This is a genomic window from Pseudomonas sp. MPC6 (assembly GCF_006094435.1).
GTDB lineage: Bacteria > Pseudomonadota > Gammaproteobacteria > Pseudomonadales > Pseudomonadaceae > Aquipseudomonas.
Window position 1 is genome coordinate 3,823,563 of the sequence record NZ_CP034783.1, and the last position, 17,365, is coordinate 3,840,927.

Here is a 17,365-nt window from a genome sequence, read left to right on the forward strand (position 1 = left end):
TAAATCCTGCACCAGTTGTGCTGATCGTATCGTTTGATTGCATCACCTGTTCATTCATACCATCGAACTGAGCCCACTGTCAGGTGCCATTCGATGAACGTCACTGCCTCCCGCTTATCGCTGCTGACCAGCAGCTTGCTGTTGTTGGCCATGGTCGTCAGCTGGAGCTCCGGCTTCATCGGCTACCGATATGTGGCCGATCAGGGCAGCGTCTACCTGGCCACGCTCTGGCGTTTCATCCTGGCAGCGGCTGTATTGCTGCCCTTCGCCTGGACGGGTTTGCGCGCCTTGCGTCGCCGCGATCTGGTGCATCAAGGACTGCTGGGGCTGTTCGCGATTGGCGGCTATATCGGACCGATCGCCGCCTCCATTCAGCTGGGTGTAGCGCCAGGCACGGCCTCACTGATCGCCAATCTGTTGCCACTGACGATCGTGGTGTTGGCCGGTAGCGTGCCCGGGCAGCGCACGCGTGGTTGGCAGTGGCTGGGACTGGCCCTGTGCCTGACCGGCATGCTGGTGGCCAGCGCGGCCAGCGTCGAATGGGACGCGACGAATCTGTGGGTGTATAGCTTGCCGCTGCTGGCAGTCCTGTCCCTGGCGGCGGCGACGCTGTACCAGAAAGCACTGCCCGGGGCCTCGATGTCCGCCCTGACTGCGCTGTTCATTCAAGTCTGTGCGGTGATCCCGGTGTTTGCCGTGCTGGCGGGCCTTGAAGGCGAAATCAGGCCGCCGCTGAGGACAGGCTTTGCAGTGGGCGTGGTGTGGCTGGTGGTCTTTGCGACGCTGGGTGGCTACGGATTTTACTGGCTGTGCCTGCAGCGTTTCAGCATCCAGCGCATCAGTGGCGCCTTGTTCCTGACCCCGCCGGTGACCATGATCTGGGCCTGGCTGCAGTTCGGCGATCCGTTGGCCAGCAGTGCATTGGTGGGCGTGGGATTGACGCTTTTGGGATTGCCATTGCTGGGGATGAGCCCGGTGGAGCCGCTTTGCGCCGGCAAGGCCAGCCGGGTCGGGTAGCGCAGAACCCGCTACCCATTGTCTTGCCAGCGCGTCAGAACGGTATGGTCAGTTTCATCCGGTACGCGTTGCCTTCAGCCCGATTGCGCACCTCGGTTTCCTGCTCCCATTTGGCGGTAAGAAACCATCCCGAGTGGCTGGTGTACTTCACCGAGGGACCGATGGCGAGCGCCCGGCCCTTGTTATCGTCGATACGGTCACCGTGCTGTCGATCGTCAGTCGTCTGATACAGCATGTAGCCGCCGACTCCGACCACCCAGCCATTGCCAAAGCCCCAACCTACTGCGTAATCCACGTGCAGTTCCTGGCCGGACCGGTAGTCCGTGGCATCATTGCGCAGGTTGAAGTCATACATGGTTTTTGCATCGACGTTGAGCCCGTTCGGATCAACGTAGGACACTGCCAGCACCGGTTCGATCACCCAATAATTGCGGCCGATATTCGCCAGGTCGCCGCCATCATACTCCCCCGAAGGAGCGATGAAATCCAGGGCCAGGATGCTGTGCAGTTTCTCGCTGTGATGAAAGCCCAGTGCCGGGCCGAAGATGATGTCGCCCAGCCCCTGCTTGCTCTGTGACTGGCCATTCACTGTAACTTTGAGATCCACTAACGGCACTAAAGCATGAAAGGCCAGGCTGCCTCCCAGTACCTGTTGCTCGGTGACCCAGATCAGCCGTGGTGCCACCGAGTTGGCCCGCACGCGAAAATCCACCGGCACTTTGTCGCCGCGATTATCGCGCAGGGAGTCAGCCTCGTAGTGGCCGACAAAAAACTGCGAGTACAGACCCGGCGGCGGCATCGCGCCGGACATGTAGTTTTCCGCCCCCATCGGGTAGGAAGACCCACCGTTCTCGGCGGCATGAACCCCGGCGCTGGTGGCTGCCAGCAGGCTTAGCCCGGCATGCCACCATTGCCTTGCACGTGTCGCTCTGGATACAGCATTCATAGTCAATGACCTTTTTGTTGTTTTTATAGGCAGCCAGACACAGCCGATCACGGAGCAATCGGCGATGTCCGGCTTTTTCGGGAACACAGGAACGGTGGATTCAGATGCGTTTGAACAGCGCCGATCGCGTACCCTCAGTGGTGCCATCGGCGGCGCTGTAGAACCGCTCCATAAAGATGTCGCGCTCGAACAGTCGCCCTTGCATCAGGCAGGTAATCGCCGAATCGATCATCAGCGGTGGCCCGCACAGATAAGCCTTGCGATTGCTGAAACGACCGTCGAAGTACTGCCTGGCGGCGTCATGCACGTAGCCGTTGAACCCCGTCCATTCGCTGTCTTCTACCGCCTGGCTGAGCGCGGGCACGTAGGTGAAGTTGGCGTGAACGCTCGCCAGCGACTCGAACAAGGTGCGATTGTAGAGCTCGGCACGATTGCGCGCCCCCTGGAACAGGACGATCTGACGCGTATCGCCGGACTCCAACAGGTCGAGAATCATCGACTGCGGACTCGACAGTCCGGAGCCGCCCGCGATGAAAATCAAGTCACCGCTTTGTGAGGTGCGCACAAAAAACTGTCCATACGGCCCGGACAATTGCACCGCGTCGCCGACCTTCAAGTCGTCATGAATTTTGCCGGTGGCCAGTCCGCAGTCGACCCGCCGCACATGCAGTTCAATCTCATCGGCGCGACTGGGCGGGTTGGCCAGGGAAAATGCCCGCGTGCCTTCAATCCCGGGCAACTGCAGGTTGATGTATTGGCCCGCCTGGAACGCCATGGGTCGATCAAGCTTGAGATGCACGCCCTTGATCGTCGGCGACAGGTCGACCAGCGCGCTGACCACCGCCCGATAGTCTTCGACGGGATGCCCGAGGAAGTCCGGGTCGGCATCGATATCCGCCTCGATCACCATGTCGCTTTGCGGAATCGCACAACAGGCCAGCACCTTGCCTTCGTCACGCTCGATATCCATCAGCGCAAAAGACGAGGCCGCGCCCAGGTCCGCTTCGCCTTCAAGCACCTGGACTTTGCAGGTGGCGCAAGTGCCATGGCCGCAGGCGAATGGCAGCCAGACACCCTGGCGCAGCGCCGCCTGGAGAATGGTCTGGCCCTCCTCCACGTCGATCTGCTCGCCCGTGGGTTCGATGGTTACTTGGTAGCTCATTACCCGGTCCTCAGTTGAAGCTGTCGGCGATGCCGTTCAAGCCAGGGGTGTCGAGGTGCAACAGGCTTTTGTGATCGATGCCGTTATCGATCAGGCTTGCTGCATTGTCGGGGGTGAACGGATGATCGTTCAGGCGCCACAGTGCCTGGCTGAAGTCCACCTGCGCTGCATCCGGATGCTGGGCGATCGAAGGTTTGACCACCTGTTCGATAAAGTCGGCGAACGGCATCGCCGGTGGTAGCGGGAAGGTAAAAGGCGCGCAAAACATCAGGTGTTTTTCCCAGCACAGGTACACCAGTTGCAGGCCATGGAAGTTTTCCTGGCGGTCCAGGGGTTGGGCCTCATAGGCACCAATGGAAGTCACGGGCATGATCTTGTCCTTCTTGTAATGTGGGCGTGAAGCAGACCCGCAGGCCCGCTTCGGCGCATGGCTTCATCCGGCCTTGAGCAGGTCCGGGTCGGCGGGGGCGACGGGCGCGCTGTTGCGATCGTTCGGGTGCCAGTCCTGCCAACGGCGATGCTCGGCGGAACCCAGGTACTCGAAGTTGTCCTCGCCCGGGTTGATGTTGTAGTAGTCGCGCACCACGGACTCGACATCCGCGCCACCACAGTTGCCCTGCAGAATCTGGTGCACCGGCAGCCAGGCCTGGATGTACTTGGTCGGCTCGTATTCGAAAATGTCGCAGCAGCCCTGGGAGCAAAAGTGATAGCGCTCGCCTTCGTGCATGGCGCTGCGATGGCCGATGGTGGTCTGGTCGTCCGGCTCGCCGAACGACAGCGGGATCTGGCAGATCTGGCAGAGCATCGGCAACGTCGGGTTGTAGAAACGCTCGCCCTTTTCCTGCAACGCTCGCCAGTGTTCAAACCGTGGGCGGTAGATTTTGTCGAAGGTGTCCGGGTATTTTGCCGACAGCCAGTCCAGCTCTTCGTCGGTCGGCATCCAGGTATGGAAGTTGGTCGCCTGGCTGTATTGATAAAAGATCGACCAGGCCTGGTGACTGACGTGATCCTTGGCGATGTTGGCCTCTTCGACATGCTTGGGTGGACGGATGCCGTAACGCTCCAGATCCTTGAACAGCGCACCGCCGGCCTCTTCGAAATACACGCCCCAGGCTTCGGACCAGGACATGACCTTGTTCGGCAGCATGTAGTCCATCATCATCCCGACCAGCGTCAGCAGGCGGTAGCCGCGCCAGAACCATTTGTCGATCCAGCGCTGGATGATTGGCACGTTGTCTTCATGTTGCTCCAGCAGAAACTTGATCACCTCGAGGCCCAGGGTCATGTGCCGGGCTTCGTCGGATTGTGCGGAGAAGCCGAAGGTCACCGTGGCCATGTCTCCGTTGAACGCCGCTCCCGACATGAACGGCACGAACAGCAGGTTGGTCAGCACGTACTCGAACGAAAACGAGATCGCGGTGAGAAACTCGAACGGGCCGGCGGTGCGCGCATCTTCGAAGAACGACTTGGGCACCGAAAGAAACCACACGCGGTCGTGCATGTGGGCGAAGTCATGCAGGCCGTTGAAGTGCTTGTTGTAGTGACTCATCGCGTGAATCTGGGTCTGCACGTGGCGCAACTCGTCGATGGCCTGCATCTGGCAGGCGATTCGCGCACCGGCACCGCTGAATTGTCGACCGACCCTGGCGAAACCTTGATACGCCTGGTACTCCAGCGGGGTGACGCCCGACAGGAACAGCTTCAGCGCGTTGACATAACGGGCGTCCGACAGCGTGGTATGGCCGTTGTTTTGCGAGAACGCATCGAAGATTGCGTAGAGTTTTTTCTCTTTCTCGGCCTGGTATTTCCAGTAGGTGTCCATGGTCAGGCGGAACGGGTCTTCCCACTTGTCCCAGTCGGTGATCTTGATCCCTTCGAAGCGTTCGTGCGGATAGATGTCTTCGTGAGTCTGGTAGCTCGGCTCCCAGTCCAGGTCACGGGTCATGCAGCGATACTTCTCTTTGGCATTGAGGCGTTTTTTCACGGCCATGATGGCGCTCCCGAATTTTTGTTATGGATCAAACGCTGGTTGGCGGCTGGGGCTCAGCTGTTCCAGTACAGGGAAAAGCTGTCGTCCTCCTCGACGACGTTGCCGCCCAGGGTGATCACGTACATCAGCATTTCCTGAATGTCCCAATGGCTTCCGGTCATCTGCTCGACCGTTTCACGGTGAATATCCAGGCGGCCCGGCGCCTCGATGCGGATCATCGAAGGCTGGTGCCGGATCTCGGCAAGGGGGTTGTCCTGAATGATGGCGTCCACTATCGAGCGGGCGTAGTCGGTGTCCTGCAGGTTCATGTACACAAGGGAAGTCATGCGCTGGCTCCGGTCAGGCCGATTTTCTTCAGGCGGGCATCGAACTCGGCGCAGACCGCATCCAGTGCGGACTCGTCCAGGCCCAGGCCAGCCAGTGGACGCAGCGCCCCGACCGAGCGCTGCTGCCAGTGATCGATCCAGCCCTGAACCAGGGTCCTGTTGGCCGGGCTTTGGTTGATTACGGTCTTGAGCATGACATCGACCCAGCGCTGGCTTTCGGCGAACCACAGGCGCATGAATTCAGTCAGCATGCCGACCTGGCCGGCGCCGTTGGCCGACAGTTGCTCATCGAGCTTGTGGAACAGCAGCGGGTACACCAGGCCATCGCTGACCAGGTTTTGCGCCACGGTCAATTCGAACCAGTCGCGCACCACCAGGGTGTCTTCGACGTAGCGGCGCAGGTCCTGCCATGCCGGATCGCCGAGCCACTGTTGCTTGGCCTGTGCCAGGAGCAGGACATCGCCGTCATCGAGCATCAGGCCGATGCGCGACAGGTACTGGGCGATGCCCAAGCGGTCCATGGCCTGGAACATATGCATTTGCGTGACGCTGGTGCCGAAACCGTCAGCGGCGATGTTGCTGTTGTTCATGTTGGCACCCATCTCGGCGTGCCGCAGGGGCAACAGCAGCTTGCTGATCAGCTGGGCGTTGCGCGTCGACAGGCCGGCGAGCATGTCGCGTTTCTCACAGAACGCGTAATCATGCTCGGCGTTTTCCTGCATTTTCGCCCGGGCCTGGACGTAGGCGCCGTAGTAGTACTGGCGTGGATCGGTGACCGCGTACCAGTCGGCCATGACCACCGCGGTGCGGGTGGCGTCGTTGAGCAGTTTGTTCGGTTGCCACAGTGGCCGGTAATGGAAATTGGTAGCGGACTCGAGATCGAAACTCGCTTCCTGGTAGCGGCTGGCAACTTTGTCGCCAAACCGGCGACGGGTGTGGCTGAAGGTGTTGCGGATCGTCTCGACGGTTGTCGTCTTGATCTCGACACTCATGGAGTGGACTCCTGTGGTTATTGTTCTGTTGGGTGGTCGGCGGCTTGATCAGCGTCGCGGGTTTCGCCGTAGCGCCACTTCTTCGCATCGGCGTCGAGGGCCTCGGACATCTGCGCGTCCATGTGCTGCACACGGTTGTTTTCACAGAACTGGCTGAACGCCTGGCGCGGCAGCACCAGCTCGACAAACAGATCGGGATAGCCGATGGCGAAATCGAATTCGACAAAGGTGTCATCCGGCCCGCTGCGTACGCGGATGTAGCGCGGCATCTGATCGAAAGTGCTGCCAGGTTGGCTCATGCTCGGGGACTCCCTTGGTATGTAAGGGGGGACAGAGCAACAAGGGTGCCAGCCCGCCAAAATGTGCTTGACTTAAGTTTTTACTCTTTAAAAATCAACTAGTTACAAAAACGCTTCGGCCGGTTACGTGGAACTGAAGACGGGTCTTGCAAGGGGTTTCAACGCAGTTGAATCAATCATTTGATCAATCCCCTCGCCCGCTTTGAGCAAATGGAACAATCATCCAGTGATTGACTTTTGATCCGCTTTCAGGCCGCTTAGAAAAAGGAAAACCGACCTTGCCTTGCCAGAAAATAGCGGTCGTTACGGTGCGTAAAAAATCGCCATAGCCTGAGCGGAGCGCATCATCACCCCACATAACTACAATCAGGGGCGCAACAGAATGATCACCACGTACAAGGCCTCGCAGCACCCTCCTTCACTCAAGGACCTGAGCGACCAGGTGCGCTTTCTCGGCAGCGAAGGCAAAATCTGGCTGGACGAACAACGCATGTTGTTGATCCAGGTGTCGATGATGGCGTCCTGCAGACGCGAGCTCATCGAGATGCTCGGCGTCGAACGCGCCAAGGGTTTTTTTCTGCGCCTGGGTTATCAGTCCGGGCTCAAGGACGCCGAACTGGCACGCAAGCTGCGGCCCCATGGCAGTGACCTGGAGATGTTCTTCACCGGCCCGCAGCTGCATTCGCTCAAGGGCATGGTCAACGTGCGTCCGCAGGCCATCGACATCGACCTGGAGAACGGCCAGTTCTATGCCGACATCGAATGGCAAGACTCCTTCGAAGTCGAAAACTGCCAAACGGAAAACCTCCACTCCGACCAACCGGTGTGCTGGATGCTCCTGGGCTACGCGATCAGCTACAGCTCGTTTTTCCTCGGCCGTCAGATCATCTACAAGGAGGTCAGTTGTCGGGGTTGTGGCGACTCACACTGCCGGATCATCGGCAAGCCGGCCGAACAATGGGACGACGCCGAAGAGGTCATGCGTTACTTCCAGAGCGACCCGATCATCGATGAGCTGCAAGCCTTGCAGGTGCAAGTGGCCAACATGCGCCAGCGCCTGCAAATCGAAGCCGGCAAGTTCTACGGCATCGGGCAGTCGGCGGTCTACCGTCGCACGTGCGCCTTGATCGACAAGGTGGCGTTGGGCAAGGCTTCGGTGTTGCTGCTGGGCGAGACCGGGGTCGGCAAGGAAGTCATCGCCCGCAGCCTGCACTTGCGCAGTGAGCGTGCCGGCGGACCGTTTATCGCGCTGAACTGCGCGGCCATCCCGCCAGACTTGATCGAAGCCGAACTGTTTGGCGTCGAGAAAGGCGCCTACACCGGCGCGCAACAGTCGCGGATGGGGCGCTTCGAACGGGCTCATGGCGGCTCGCTGTTTCTGGATGAAATCGTCGAACTCACCCCGCGCGCGCAAGCCTCGCTGTTGCGCGTACTGCAGGAAGAAGAGCTGGAACGCGTCGGTGATTCGCAAACGCGCAAGGTCGATGTGCGGGTTATCACCGCGACCCATGAAGACCTTGAAAATGCGGTCAGACAAGGGCGCTTCCGCGCTGACCTGTTCTACCGCCTGAACGTCTTTCCGGTGCGTATTCCGGCCTTGCGCGAGCGGCGCGAAGACATCCCGTTGCTGATCGAACACTTCCTCGAAAAGCTGCATGCCAGTTACAAGAAAAAGACCCTGGGCCTGTCTGATCGGGCGATGGAGGTGTGCCTGCATTACGACTGGCCTGGCAACATCCGCGAGCTGGAAAACCTGATGGAACGGGGCGTGATCATCACCGACGAAAACCAGAGCATCACCGTCGACGCGCTCTTTCCGCACTCGCCGCAACAGGCCGAAAGCATTGGCCTGGCCAGCGATGGCAGGCTGGTCAAATCGAAGTCCGCCAGCGGTCCCGACTGGATCGACCTGGTCATTCAGAGCGGTCTGGCGCTGGACTCGGTGGAGGACGCGCTGATTCACGCGGCGATGGAGCGCAGCCAACAAAACGTCTCCGAAGCGGCACGCCTGTTAGGCATTACGCGCCCGGCGCTGGCTTACCGCTTGAAAAAATCACCGACGCAGACGCCTCCCGCCAAGGATTGATCATTTGCACTGAACCTGTGGCGAGGGAGCTTGCTCCCGCTGGACTGCGCAGCAGTCCTTTTTTGGATACATTCACCGGTTTGGAGGCCACTTCATTTCCAACTTGGGCACGGTCCCTTGTAGGAGCCGGCTTGCTGGCGATGATCGTTAACGATAACGCGTGCGATCTGGTTAAACGCGGCGCACTTGAGCCCATCGCCAGCAAGCCGGCTCCTACAGGTATTGCGTTATCTGTGTTTCCAGCTGTCGAGCCGCTAACCCAACGCCGTATCCAGAAACATCATCACCCCAAACCCCAGCATCAACCCCAGCGTGGCAGGCGTTTCATGCCCGTTGCGGTGCGTCTCGGGAATCACTTCATGGGAGACCACGAAGATCATCGCACCGGCCGCCAGCCCAGGGCGATCGGATAGCCCAGGGCAAACCCGGAAGACACCCCGAGGCCGATCACCGCACCCAAGGGCTCCATCAGGCCGGAACCGACGGCCACCAGCGCCGCGCGCAGTGCCGAGATGCCGGTCACCCGCAGCGCCAGTGCAATGGCAAGGCCTTCGGGGATGTCCTGCAGGGCGATGGCCGTGGTCAGCGGCAGCCCCACGGTCATGTCGCCGTCGGCGAAGCTGACGCCGATGGCCATGCCTTCGGGCAGGTTGTGCAGGGTGATGGCCAGGACAAACAGCCAGACCCGGTTGATCCGTTGCACCTCGGGCCCTCGCCTTCCGCTTTGCTGGTGTTCATGGGGCACAAAGCGGTCCAGCCCGACCATCAGCGCCGCACCCAGTCCCATTCCGAATACGACGACAACGGCAGCCAACATCTGGTTGCCCGTGATGGACTGCGCCGCATCGATGCCGGGCAGGATCAGCGAGAAGGAACTGGCTGCCAGCATCATCCCGGCGGCAAAGCCGAGCATCATGTCCTGGGTACGCACCGCCACTTCACGAAGCACCAGGGCCAGCAAGGCGCCGAAGGCTGTCGCCGCGAAACCGGCAGTGCCGCCCAGCATCGCGAAATGCAGGATCTTCGGGTCGGCCCCGGTCAGCGCGCCATAGCCACTGAACAGCAACAGGAAGGTGACAATGGTCAGGGTCAACCAAAAACAGGCACCCTGCCAACTGCTGCTGCGAGCCAGTTCAAGCCATGAGCGTGATGCACTTGCACCCGACGACGCTGGATCTGCCATACAACCTCCTAGTGACTGTGCGCCCGCTTGCGGTCTGCCCCTGAAGTCAGCGGTTGCAACTGCCTTGACAGGCGCTGAGCGTCTCGTTCGAATGCCTTCGCCGTGGCGCGGAACAAACCGGACAGGTCCAGGGAGTTGTCCGCGGATCCTCTATTGAAATTCGAAGCCATGTCATTCACCCCGTCGTCATTGGTAGTAGCCACTTGGTAGTCATTTGGTAACGGAAACGCTCCGCACGCCTCAACAGCGTGCTGTGACAGACGGTCTGAATGCGCCGCCCACAGTCATCTGAAGCGCTTGCCTGATTGAAAATTTTAAAAAGATTTTTGTGTCGCGACAGGCGGTATTGAACAGCGTTCGAGACGAAGAATTGCCGCCAGTCGTCGGCGATAGGCCTTGCGAACACAAACTTCGAGTGAGCCTTCGCTCTCTATATCGCGCAAGACGGATTCGAACCGCGGAGGGGTTCATACCGGCGTGAGTTGATCAGAGCTTCCGGTCGCATGGCGGCATCGCTCGCCAGCAGAAAACAGCAAGGTGCGCCTGCCCTGGCGCACCTTGTATCGGGGGGAGTGTCAGGCGTTACAGCGCCAGGGGACGATCGCCATGCTCGTCCTTGATGCGGGTCGGCAGGCCCATCACGTCCAGCGCCTTGAGGAACGGCTCGGCCGGCAGCTCTTCGACGTTGGCCATACGCTGCACATCCCACTCGCCGCGGGCGACCAGCAGGGCTGCGGCCACCGGTGGCACGCCAGCGGTATAGGAAATACCCTGGCTGTCGGTTTCGGCGTAAGCGTCTTCGTGATCGGCGACGTTGTAGATGAACACCTCGCGTGGCTGGCCATCCTTGGTGCCCTTGACCAGATCGCCGATGCAGGTCTTGCCGGTGTAGCCGGGCGCCAGCGAGCTCGGGTCAGGCAGCACGGCCTTGACCACTTTCAGCGGTACCACTTGCAGGCCTTCGGCGGTCGTGACCGGTTGCTCGGAGAGCAGGCCGAGGTTCCTCAGTACCGTGAACACATTGATGTAGTGCTCGCCGAAGCTCATCCAGAATCGCACGTTGGGCACGTCGAGGTTCTTCGACAGCGAGTGCACTTCATCGTGGCCGGTCAGGTACAGGTTCTGCGCCCCTACCACCGGCAGGTCGTCGGTGCGTTTGACTTCGAACATGGTGTTGCTGGTCCACTGGCTGTTCTGCCAGCTCCACACCTGCCCGGTGAATTCGCGGAAGTTGATTTCCGGGTCGAAATTGGTGGCGAAATATTTGCCGTGGGAACCGGCATTGACGTCGAGAATGTCGATCGAATCAATGTGGTCGAAATACTGTTGTTGCGCCAGCGCCGCATAGGCGTTGACCACACCCGGGTCGAAGCCCACGCCGAGGATCGCGGTGATGTTCTTCTCTTTGCACTCTTCGAGGTGGTTCCACTCGTAGTTGCCATACCAGGGCGGCGTCTCGCAGATTTTGCCCGGTTCTTCGTGAATGGCGGTGTCCAGGTAGGCCACGCCGGTATCGATGCAGGCACGCAGCACCGACATGTTGAGGAAGCTGGAGCCGACGTTGATGACGATCTGCGAGCCGGTCTCGCGGATCAGCGCCTTGGTTGCCTCGACATCCATGGCATTGAGCGCAAAGGCCGTGATTTCAGCGGGCACTTTGAGGCTGCCCTTGGCCTTGACGCTGTCGATGATGGCCTGGCATTTGGAGATGTTGCGCGACGCGATAGCAATACGACCGAGTTCATCGTTGTGCTGCGCGCACTTGTGGGCCACCACCTTGGCGACACCTCCTGCACCAATGATAAGTACGTTCTTCTTCAATTTATCTAACTCTCCTCTGCGCCAGCTTACGAAAGGCTGGACATGTAGTCGTTGTAACCAAATTCGCGAACAACCTCGATACTACCGTCGAGTTGTTTCACTACGATGGACGGCATTTTCAAGCCATTGAACCAGTTCTTCTTGACCATGGTGTAACCCGCTGCGTCGACGAACGACAGCCTATCGCCGATCGCCAGCGGCCGATCGAATTGATACTCGCCGAAAATGTCGCCGGCCAGGCAGGATTTGCCGCATACCATGTAGGTATGCTCACCCTCGCTCGGCGCCAGCTTGGCGTTCAGGCGATAGATCAGCAGATCGAGCATGTGCGCTTCGATGGAGCTGTCCACGACGGCCAGGTGTTTGCCGTTGTACAGGGTGTCGAGCACCGTGACTTCCAGCGAAGCGCTCTGGGTGATGGCGGCTTCGCCCGGCTCCAGGTAGACCTGCACGCCGTATTTCTGCGAGAAAGCCTTGAGGCGCGCGCAGAACTCGTCCAGCGCATAGCCTTCACCGGTGAAGTGAATGCCGCCACCGAGGCTGACCCACTCGACCTTGTGCAACAGGTGACCGAAGCGTTCTTCGATGGTGCACAGCATCTGGTCGAACAGGCCGAAGTCGCCGTTCTCGCAGTTGTTGTGGAACATGAAGCCGGAGATCTGGCCGATGACCTGCTCGATCTTCTCCGGGTCCCATTCGCCCAGGCGGCTGAACGGACGCGCCGGGTCGGCCAGCAGATAATCCGAGCTGCTCACCTGCGGGTTGACCCGCAGGCCGCGGACCTTGCCCGCTGAAGCTTCGGTGTAGCGCTGCAGCTGACCGATGGAGTTGAAGATGATCTTGTCGCAGTTCTCGAGCATCTCCTCGATCTCGTCGTCGGCCCAGGCCACGCTGTAGGCGTGGGTCTCGCCGGCGAACTTCTGTCGACCAAGCTTGAGTTCATAAAGCGACGACGACGTGGTGCCGTCCATGTACTGCTGCATCAGGTCGAACACCGACCAGGTGGCGAAGCACTTGAGCGCCAGCAGGGCCTTGGCCCCGGACTGTTCGCGCACATAGGCGATCTTCTGCATGTTCGCCAGCAGCTTCTGTTTATCGATGAGGTAATACGGCGTTTTGATCATTTCGAGGCGCCTCCGGCAAGGCCAGCCAAAAAAGGATGCGCATTGTGCCTTCACTTATTACATATCGAAAGAGCAGAATGCGCAGTTTGCCGATTGTCGGGTGGCCTGTAGCTGGTCGATTGAATCGAAAATGCAGCGCTTGGTGCCCTTCGGACTGACGAATGGTGTTAATTTTGGAAATGTTCTGTTACTTCGATCAGACATTTCCAACCCGCCTGCAAAGGAATGCCCAGCAATGAATTGTTCACTCAAGCCCCTCGCCGCAGCCATCCTGCTACTCGCCAGCCTTGCGCCGTTTGCCACGCCAGCGTACGCCAACATCACCCCGCAACAGAGCGCGGCCATCCTCAAGCGCTTCGATAACGCAACTGTTACGGATTTCAGGCAGTTCCTGGGAGATCTGGCCAACAGCGACCTGGCCAAGACCGACGACCTCGGCGCGGCCATCAGTGCCTTCCTGGGCGACAAGACCCTTGCCCCTGAACAGCAGAACGAGATCCATCGCCTGCTGGGCATTTATGCCCGGGTGAAATACGGCAACGCGGCCAACGAAACCCTGCGCGAACTGGTCGCCATCCCGACCTTCCGCGTGGACGGCGTGGCCCAGCACGAGAACCCCGAGTTCATCAGGATCGCCGACAAACTCAAGGGTCTGGCCCAGGCCTTCAACCTGAACTTTCGCAACATCGACAACCGCGTCTACGAAATCGCCCTCGAAGGCAGTGGCGAGGAAGTCGTGGGCATTCACGCGCATGCCGATGTGGTGCCCGTGACCCCGGAAAACTGGGTGCTCAAAGACGGCACCAAGCTCGATCCATTCAAGGTCACCCTGGTCGGCGACCGCATGTATGGCCGGGGTACCGAGGATGACAAGAACGGCATCGTCGTGGCGCTCTACGCCATGAAGGTCATCAAGGAAGAGAAACTGCCGCTGGCGAGGAATTTCAAGCTGCTGATAGACACCACCGAGGAAACCACCGGCGACGCCATCCCTTACTACTTCGAACGCAACCCGACGCCGAACTACAACCTGGCACTCGATGGCAGCTACCCGGTGGTGATCGCCGAAAAAGGCTACGGCACCGTCATGGCCAGTTTTACCCGGCGTGCCGCCGAGGGTAAAGGCGCCGAAATCACTGCAATGACGGGCGGGATGGCCACCAACCAGATTCCGTCGACCTCGGTCGCCACACTCGTGACGGACCAACCCGCCACACTGGCTGCCAGCCTGCAAAAGGCCGGTGCCGATTATGCGCAGCGCAATGGCGGCGACTTCGAGGTGACCGCCAAGGTTGTCGGCCAGGACGTCCGGCTGACCGTCACCGGCGTTTCCGCCCACTCCTCCGAACCCGAATCCGGCGTCAACCCGGTGGCCAGGATGCTGGACTTGATCAACAGCCTCGACGGCAAGGTCGCGCTCAAGCACAACCACATTACCGACGCCGCGCGCTACGCCGCCGACAACTGGGGACTGGATTACCTGGGCGGCAAATTGGGCGTGGGCTTTTCCGATGCCTTCATGGGCCCGCTGACGGCCTCCCTGACTTATGTCGGGATGGATGAAAAAGCCTTCAAGCTCGCGGTCAACCTGCGGGTGCCGAAAGGCAAGTCACCGCAAGTGCTCAAGACTGAAATAGCCGACAAGCTGGTCGCCTGGAGCAAGAAGTCCGGTATTGCGCCGACCTTCGATTACTCGATCGCCGAGCCGATGTACCGCAACCCCGAGGGTGAATGGGTCAGGGCCTTGCTGGCCGTGGCCAGTGAAAACCTGGGCATGAAACATGACTTCGGCACTTCGGCCGGCGCCACCTCGGTCCATGAGCTGCCCAATGGCGTGCAATTCGGCCTGGCCCGGCCCGAGCTCAAGTACACCGGCCACACCGATAACGAGTTCAAGACCGTCGACCAGTTCCTGCTGGACCTGCAGATCGTGACCGAGATGCTGGGACGCATCGGGCAGTTGCCGAAACTCTGATCGCCTTTCGGACCCGCTGTTCTGGCGGGTCCCACTTCTTTGATCGGCTGGGTCCCGTCGTGACGCCGAGCAGCGCTGTGCTTTTGTAGGAGCAAGCTTGCTCGCGATGGCCTCAAGGGCGACGCGTTAATTCAGGGAACACGCATTATCGTTGACGTCCATCGCGAGCAAGCTCGCTCCTACAGAACCTCTTTTATCCAATTACGACCCTTACACACCGAAAGCGACACCTCCTCCCACAGACGATTGACGCACCAAGCCACGTCCTATTAAGTACTATTTATCCGCATTAATAGGATAAATAGAACAGCATGCTCAGTCGCCCGATCCGCCGCAAACGCCAGAAGCTTTCCGATGTGATAGTCGAGTCGGTCAAGCGCTCCATCGTCACCGACGCGCTGCGCCCTGGCGACCGTTTGCCCACCGAGCGCGAGCTGATGGAAAGTTTCCAATGCTCCAAGGGCTCGGCGCGTGAAGCGCTCAAGGCCCTTGAGGTCGAAGGCCTGGTCAACACCCGCACCGGCCCCAGCGGCGGCGCGTACCTGAATGAAGCCGGCACCGAACCGGCCAGTCGCGCCTTGCGCAACTACCTGCACTTCCAGCACCTGGACGGCGAGCAGGTGTACCAACTGCGCAAGGTCATCGAGGTCGAACTGGCGGTGTCGGTGATCGGCCGCCTCAGCGCGGCTGACTTCAAAGCCCTGCAAGACAACGTGGATTTCTGCAGCGCACCGGAAGACAGCGAAGCCGGCCAGCGCGAACAGCGCCTGGCGGAACTGGAGTTCCACAACCTGCTGGCCCGCGCCTGTCCCAACCCCCTGCTGGCGTTCATGGCGCAATTTCTCAACGACCTGCTGCGCGACCTGGTGGTGTTGAAGAAAGCCTACAAACCCAAACGCAAGCAGTTCGACGCCGCCAACCTCGACTACCACAAACGCCTGCTGAACGCGTTGCAAACCGAAGACGAAAGCAGCGTGCGGCAATTGATGCATGAACACATGTGCGATGCCGAGCACCACATGAGTGCCCTCGAAGGGGAAGTCACCCGCCACTTTTTACTGGAGTTCGATCACACCCACTGAAGTCCGCTCCGACCTCCAATAAAAGGCCTGCCCACAGGCCGTGATGCGCCGTTTTGTCATTGCCACTCCTGCCAATAATTAAACCAGGGAGTTACCCCATGCAGCGTCGTACGTTGTTGAAAGCCAGTCTGACCGTAGCCGGAGCCCTCAGCCTTCCGTTGGGTGTGCGTCATGCGTTTGCCGCCGAGCCCTTTACCTTTTATGGGCTTAAATCGATGTCCGGCGCCTTCGCCAGTTACGGCAAATTCGCCGACATGGGCTCGCGCCTGGCGGTGGAGCAACATCCGACCTTGCTTGGCAGGCCGCTGAACTACAAGGTAATCGACACTGAAGGCAACGCCGGCAAGGCCGTGCGCAAAGTCCAGGAGGCGATCGCCCAGGATGGCGCGCGATTCTTCCAGGGTTGTACCCTATCGTCTTCAGCACTGGCGGTGGCCAAGGAAGTGGGCAAGGTGGGCGGTGTGTTCATGACGCCGGTGGGCGCCGATGAGGTCACCGGCAAGGACTGCAACGCCTCGACCTTTCGCTGGTCGGTGCCGACCTACGGTGCCATTCGCGAAACCATGCTGCCGCTGATCAAGCTGCTGCCCAACGCCAAGCGCTGGTACACCATCACCCCACAATACGTGTTCGGCGAAGCGCTGCTCGCCGGCGCGAAACAGGTGTGCGCCGAACATGGCATCGAACACATCGGTAACAGCTATCACTCGTTGCAGGAGCAGGAATTCTCCGGCTACCTGACCAACGCCATCGCCGCGCAGCCTGACGTGCTGGTGCTGCTCAACTTTGGCAGCCAGTCCTCCAACGCCCTGCGCCAAGCGGTCAACTTCGGCATCAAGGAGCGCATGAAAGTGCTGCTGGTGTGGTCCGCCGGGCTCGACCAGTTCCAGGAGCTGGGCAGTGACGTACTCGAAGGCGTCTACCTCGGCGCGCAGTATTGGCACCAGGTCGATACCCCGCTCAACCGCGAGCTGGTGAAGATCACCCAGGCCAAATACGGGATCAATCCCACCTACCCGCTGGCGGCCGATTACATCGGCACCCGGATCATGCTCGAGAGCATCATCGCCACCGGCAGCTTCGACGGCCCTACCGTGGCCAAGGCCATGCAGGGTCTGAGTTACGAAGGGCCGACCGGTCAGGAATCGATCCGCGCCGGCGATCACCAGGTGATCAAGGATTACTACCTGCTGGTGGGCAAGGCCGCCGCCGACATGCGCGACAAGGATGACCTCGCGCAGGTCGTCAGCTCCGGCCGCTCGTTCCCGCCGGCAGACGCGACCGGCTGCGTCCTGGGCTGACTCGAGAAACTTTCTACCGCTTGCCACAGGCAGCGGGCCGGGTGACGCCTTAGTCGACCGG

At 60.1% G+C, this 17,365-nt stretch carries 14 protein-coding genes and 1 pseudogene; 5 read left to right on the forward strand and 10 right to left on the reverse strand.

Features of this window, described 5'->3' with window-relative positions:
• Window positions 1–93 precede the first annotated feature (93 nt).
• Window positions 94–1,017 (forward strand): DMT family transporter, encoded by a 924-nt coding sequence (locus ELQ88_RS19680; RefSeq protein ID WP_138967145.1) that lies wholly within the window; start codon window positions 94–96, stop codon window positions 1,015–1,017.
• A gap of 34 nt (window positions 1,018–1,051) precedes the next feature.
• On the opposite strand, the gene ELQ88_RS19685 is transcribed toward ELQ88_RS19680, so the two are convergent.
• The 7 genes from ELQ88_RS19685 to ELQ88_RS19715 all read right to left on the reverse strand — a co-directional run bounded on the left by ELQ88_RS19685 (window position 1,052) and on the right by ELQ88_RS19715 (window position 6,732).
• Window positions 1,052–1,963, reverse strand: coding sequence for a transporter (locus tag ELQ88_RS19685; RefSeq protein ID WP_138967147.1), 912 nt, complete (start codon window positions 1,961–1,963; stop codon window positions 1,052–1,054).
• 100 nt (window positions 1,964–2,063) lie between these two features.
• Entirely contained in the window at window positions 2,064–3,125 is a 1,062-nt protein-coding gene (locus ELQ88_RS19690; RefSeq protein ID WP_138967149.1) for a phenol 2-monooxygenase domain-containing protein, read from the reverse strand.
• Between the two features lie 10 nt (window positions 3,126–3,135).
• Complete coding sequence (locus tag ELQ88_RS19695; RefSeq protein ID WP_138967151.1) at window positions 3,136–3,495, reverse strand: phenol hydroxylase subunit P4; 360 nt, start codon at window positions 3,493–3,495, stop codon at window positions 3,136–3,138.
• Window positions 3,496–3,558: 63 nt separating this feature from the next.
• Entirely contained in the window at window positions 3,559–5,115 is a 1,557-nt protein-coding gene (locus tag ELQ88_RS19700; protein ID WP_138967153.1) for an aromatic/alkene/methane monooxygenase hydroxylase/oxygenase subunit alpha, read from the reverse strand.
• Between the two features lie 53 nt (window positions 5,116–5,168).
• Window positions 5,169–5,441 carry an MmoB/DmpM family protein gene (locus ELQ88_RS19705; protein WP_138967154.1) on the reverse strand — a complete coding sequence of 91 codons (273 nt, stop codon included), beginning with the start codon at window positions 5,439–5,441 and terminating at the stop codon, window positions 5,169–5,171.
• The gene (locus tag ELQ88_RS19710; protein WP_138967156.1) at window positions 5,438–6,433 is read right to left on the reverse strand and encodes an aromatic/alkene monooxygenase hydroxylase subunit beta; all 996 of its coding nucleotides are present in this window, start codon (window positions 6,431–6,433) and stop codon (window positions 5,438–5,440) included. The genes ELQ88_RS19705 and ELQ88_RS19710 overlap by 4 nt, the downstream gene beginning before the upstream one ends.
• A 17-nt stretch (window positions 6,434–6,450) precedes the next feature.
• On the reverse strand, window positions 6,451–6,732 hold the full coding sequence (locus ELQ88_RS19715; protein WP_138967158.1) for a phenol hydroxylase subunit: 282 nt from the start codon (window positions 6,730–6,732) through the stop codon (window positions 6,451–6,453).
• 382 nt (window positions 6,733–7,114) lie between these two features.
• Between ELQ88_RS19715 and ELQ88_RS19720 the strand changes: the two genes are divergently transcribed.
• Window positions 7,115–8,818 carry a sigma-54-dependent Fis family transcriptional regulator gene (locus ELQ88_RS19720; RefSeq protein ID WP_138967160.1) on the forward strand — a complete coding sequence of 568 codons (1,704 nt, stop codon included), beginning with the start codon at window positions 7,115–7,117 and terminating at the stop codon, window positions 8,816–8,818.
• A gap of 254 nt (window positions 8,819–9,072) precedes the next feature.
• Here ELQ88_RS19720 and ELQ88_RS19725 read toward each other — a convergent pair.
• From ELQ88_RS19725 to nspC, 3 genes and pseudogenes are all read right to left on the reverse strand, one after another.
• Window positions 9,073–10,001: pseudogene (locus ELQ88_RS19725) on the reverse strand (ZIP family metal transporter).
• Between the two features lie 582 nt (window positions 10,002–10,583).
• Window positions 10,584–11,822: a saccharopine dehydrogenase family protein gene (locus tag ELQ88_RS19730; RefSeq protein WP_138967162.1), complete on the reverse strand. Its 1,239-nt coding sequence runs from the start codon at window positions 11,820–11,822 to the stop codon at window positions 10,584–10,586.
• A gap of 26 nt (window positions 11,823–11,848) precedes the next feature.
• Window positions 11,849–12,946 (reverse strand): carboxynorspermidine decarboxylase, encoded by a 1,098-nt coding sequence (nspC, locus tag ELQ88_RS19735; RefSeq protein ID WP_128871038.1) that lies wholly within the window; start codon window positions 12,944–12,946, stop codon window positions 11,849–11,851.
• A gap of 235 nt (window positions 12,947–13,181) precedes the next feature.
• Between nspC and ELQ88_RS19740 the strand changes: the two genes are divergently transcribed.
• The 3 genes from ELQ88_RS19740 to ELQ88_RS19750 all read left to right on the forward strand — a co-directional run bounded on the left by ELQ88_RS19740 (window position 13,182) and on the right by ELQ88_RS19750 (window position 17,304).
• Window positions 13,182–14,921, forward strand: a complete 1,740-nt coding sequence (locus ELQ88_RS19740; protein WP_138967164.1) for a dipeptidase — start codon at window positions 13,182–13,184, stop codon at window positions 14,919–14,921.
• Window positions 14,922–15,232: 311 nt separating this feature from the next.
• Window positions 15,233–16,003 (forward strand): FCD domain-containing protein, encoded by a 771-nt coding sequence (locus ELQ88_RS19745; protein ID WP_138967166.1) that lies wholly within the window; start codon window positions 15,233–15,235, stop codon window positions 16,001–16,003.
• A gap of 98 nt (window positions 16,004–16,101) precedes the next feature.
• The gene (locus tag ELQ88_RS19750; RefSeq protein ID WP_138967168.1) at window positions 16,102–17,304 is read left to right on the forward strand and encodes an ABC transporter substrate-binding protein; all 1,203 of its coding nucleotides are present in this window, start codon (window positions 16,102–16,104) and stop codon (window positions 17,302–17,304) included.
• Window positions 17,305–17,365 lie beyond the last annotated feature (61 nt).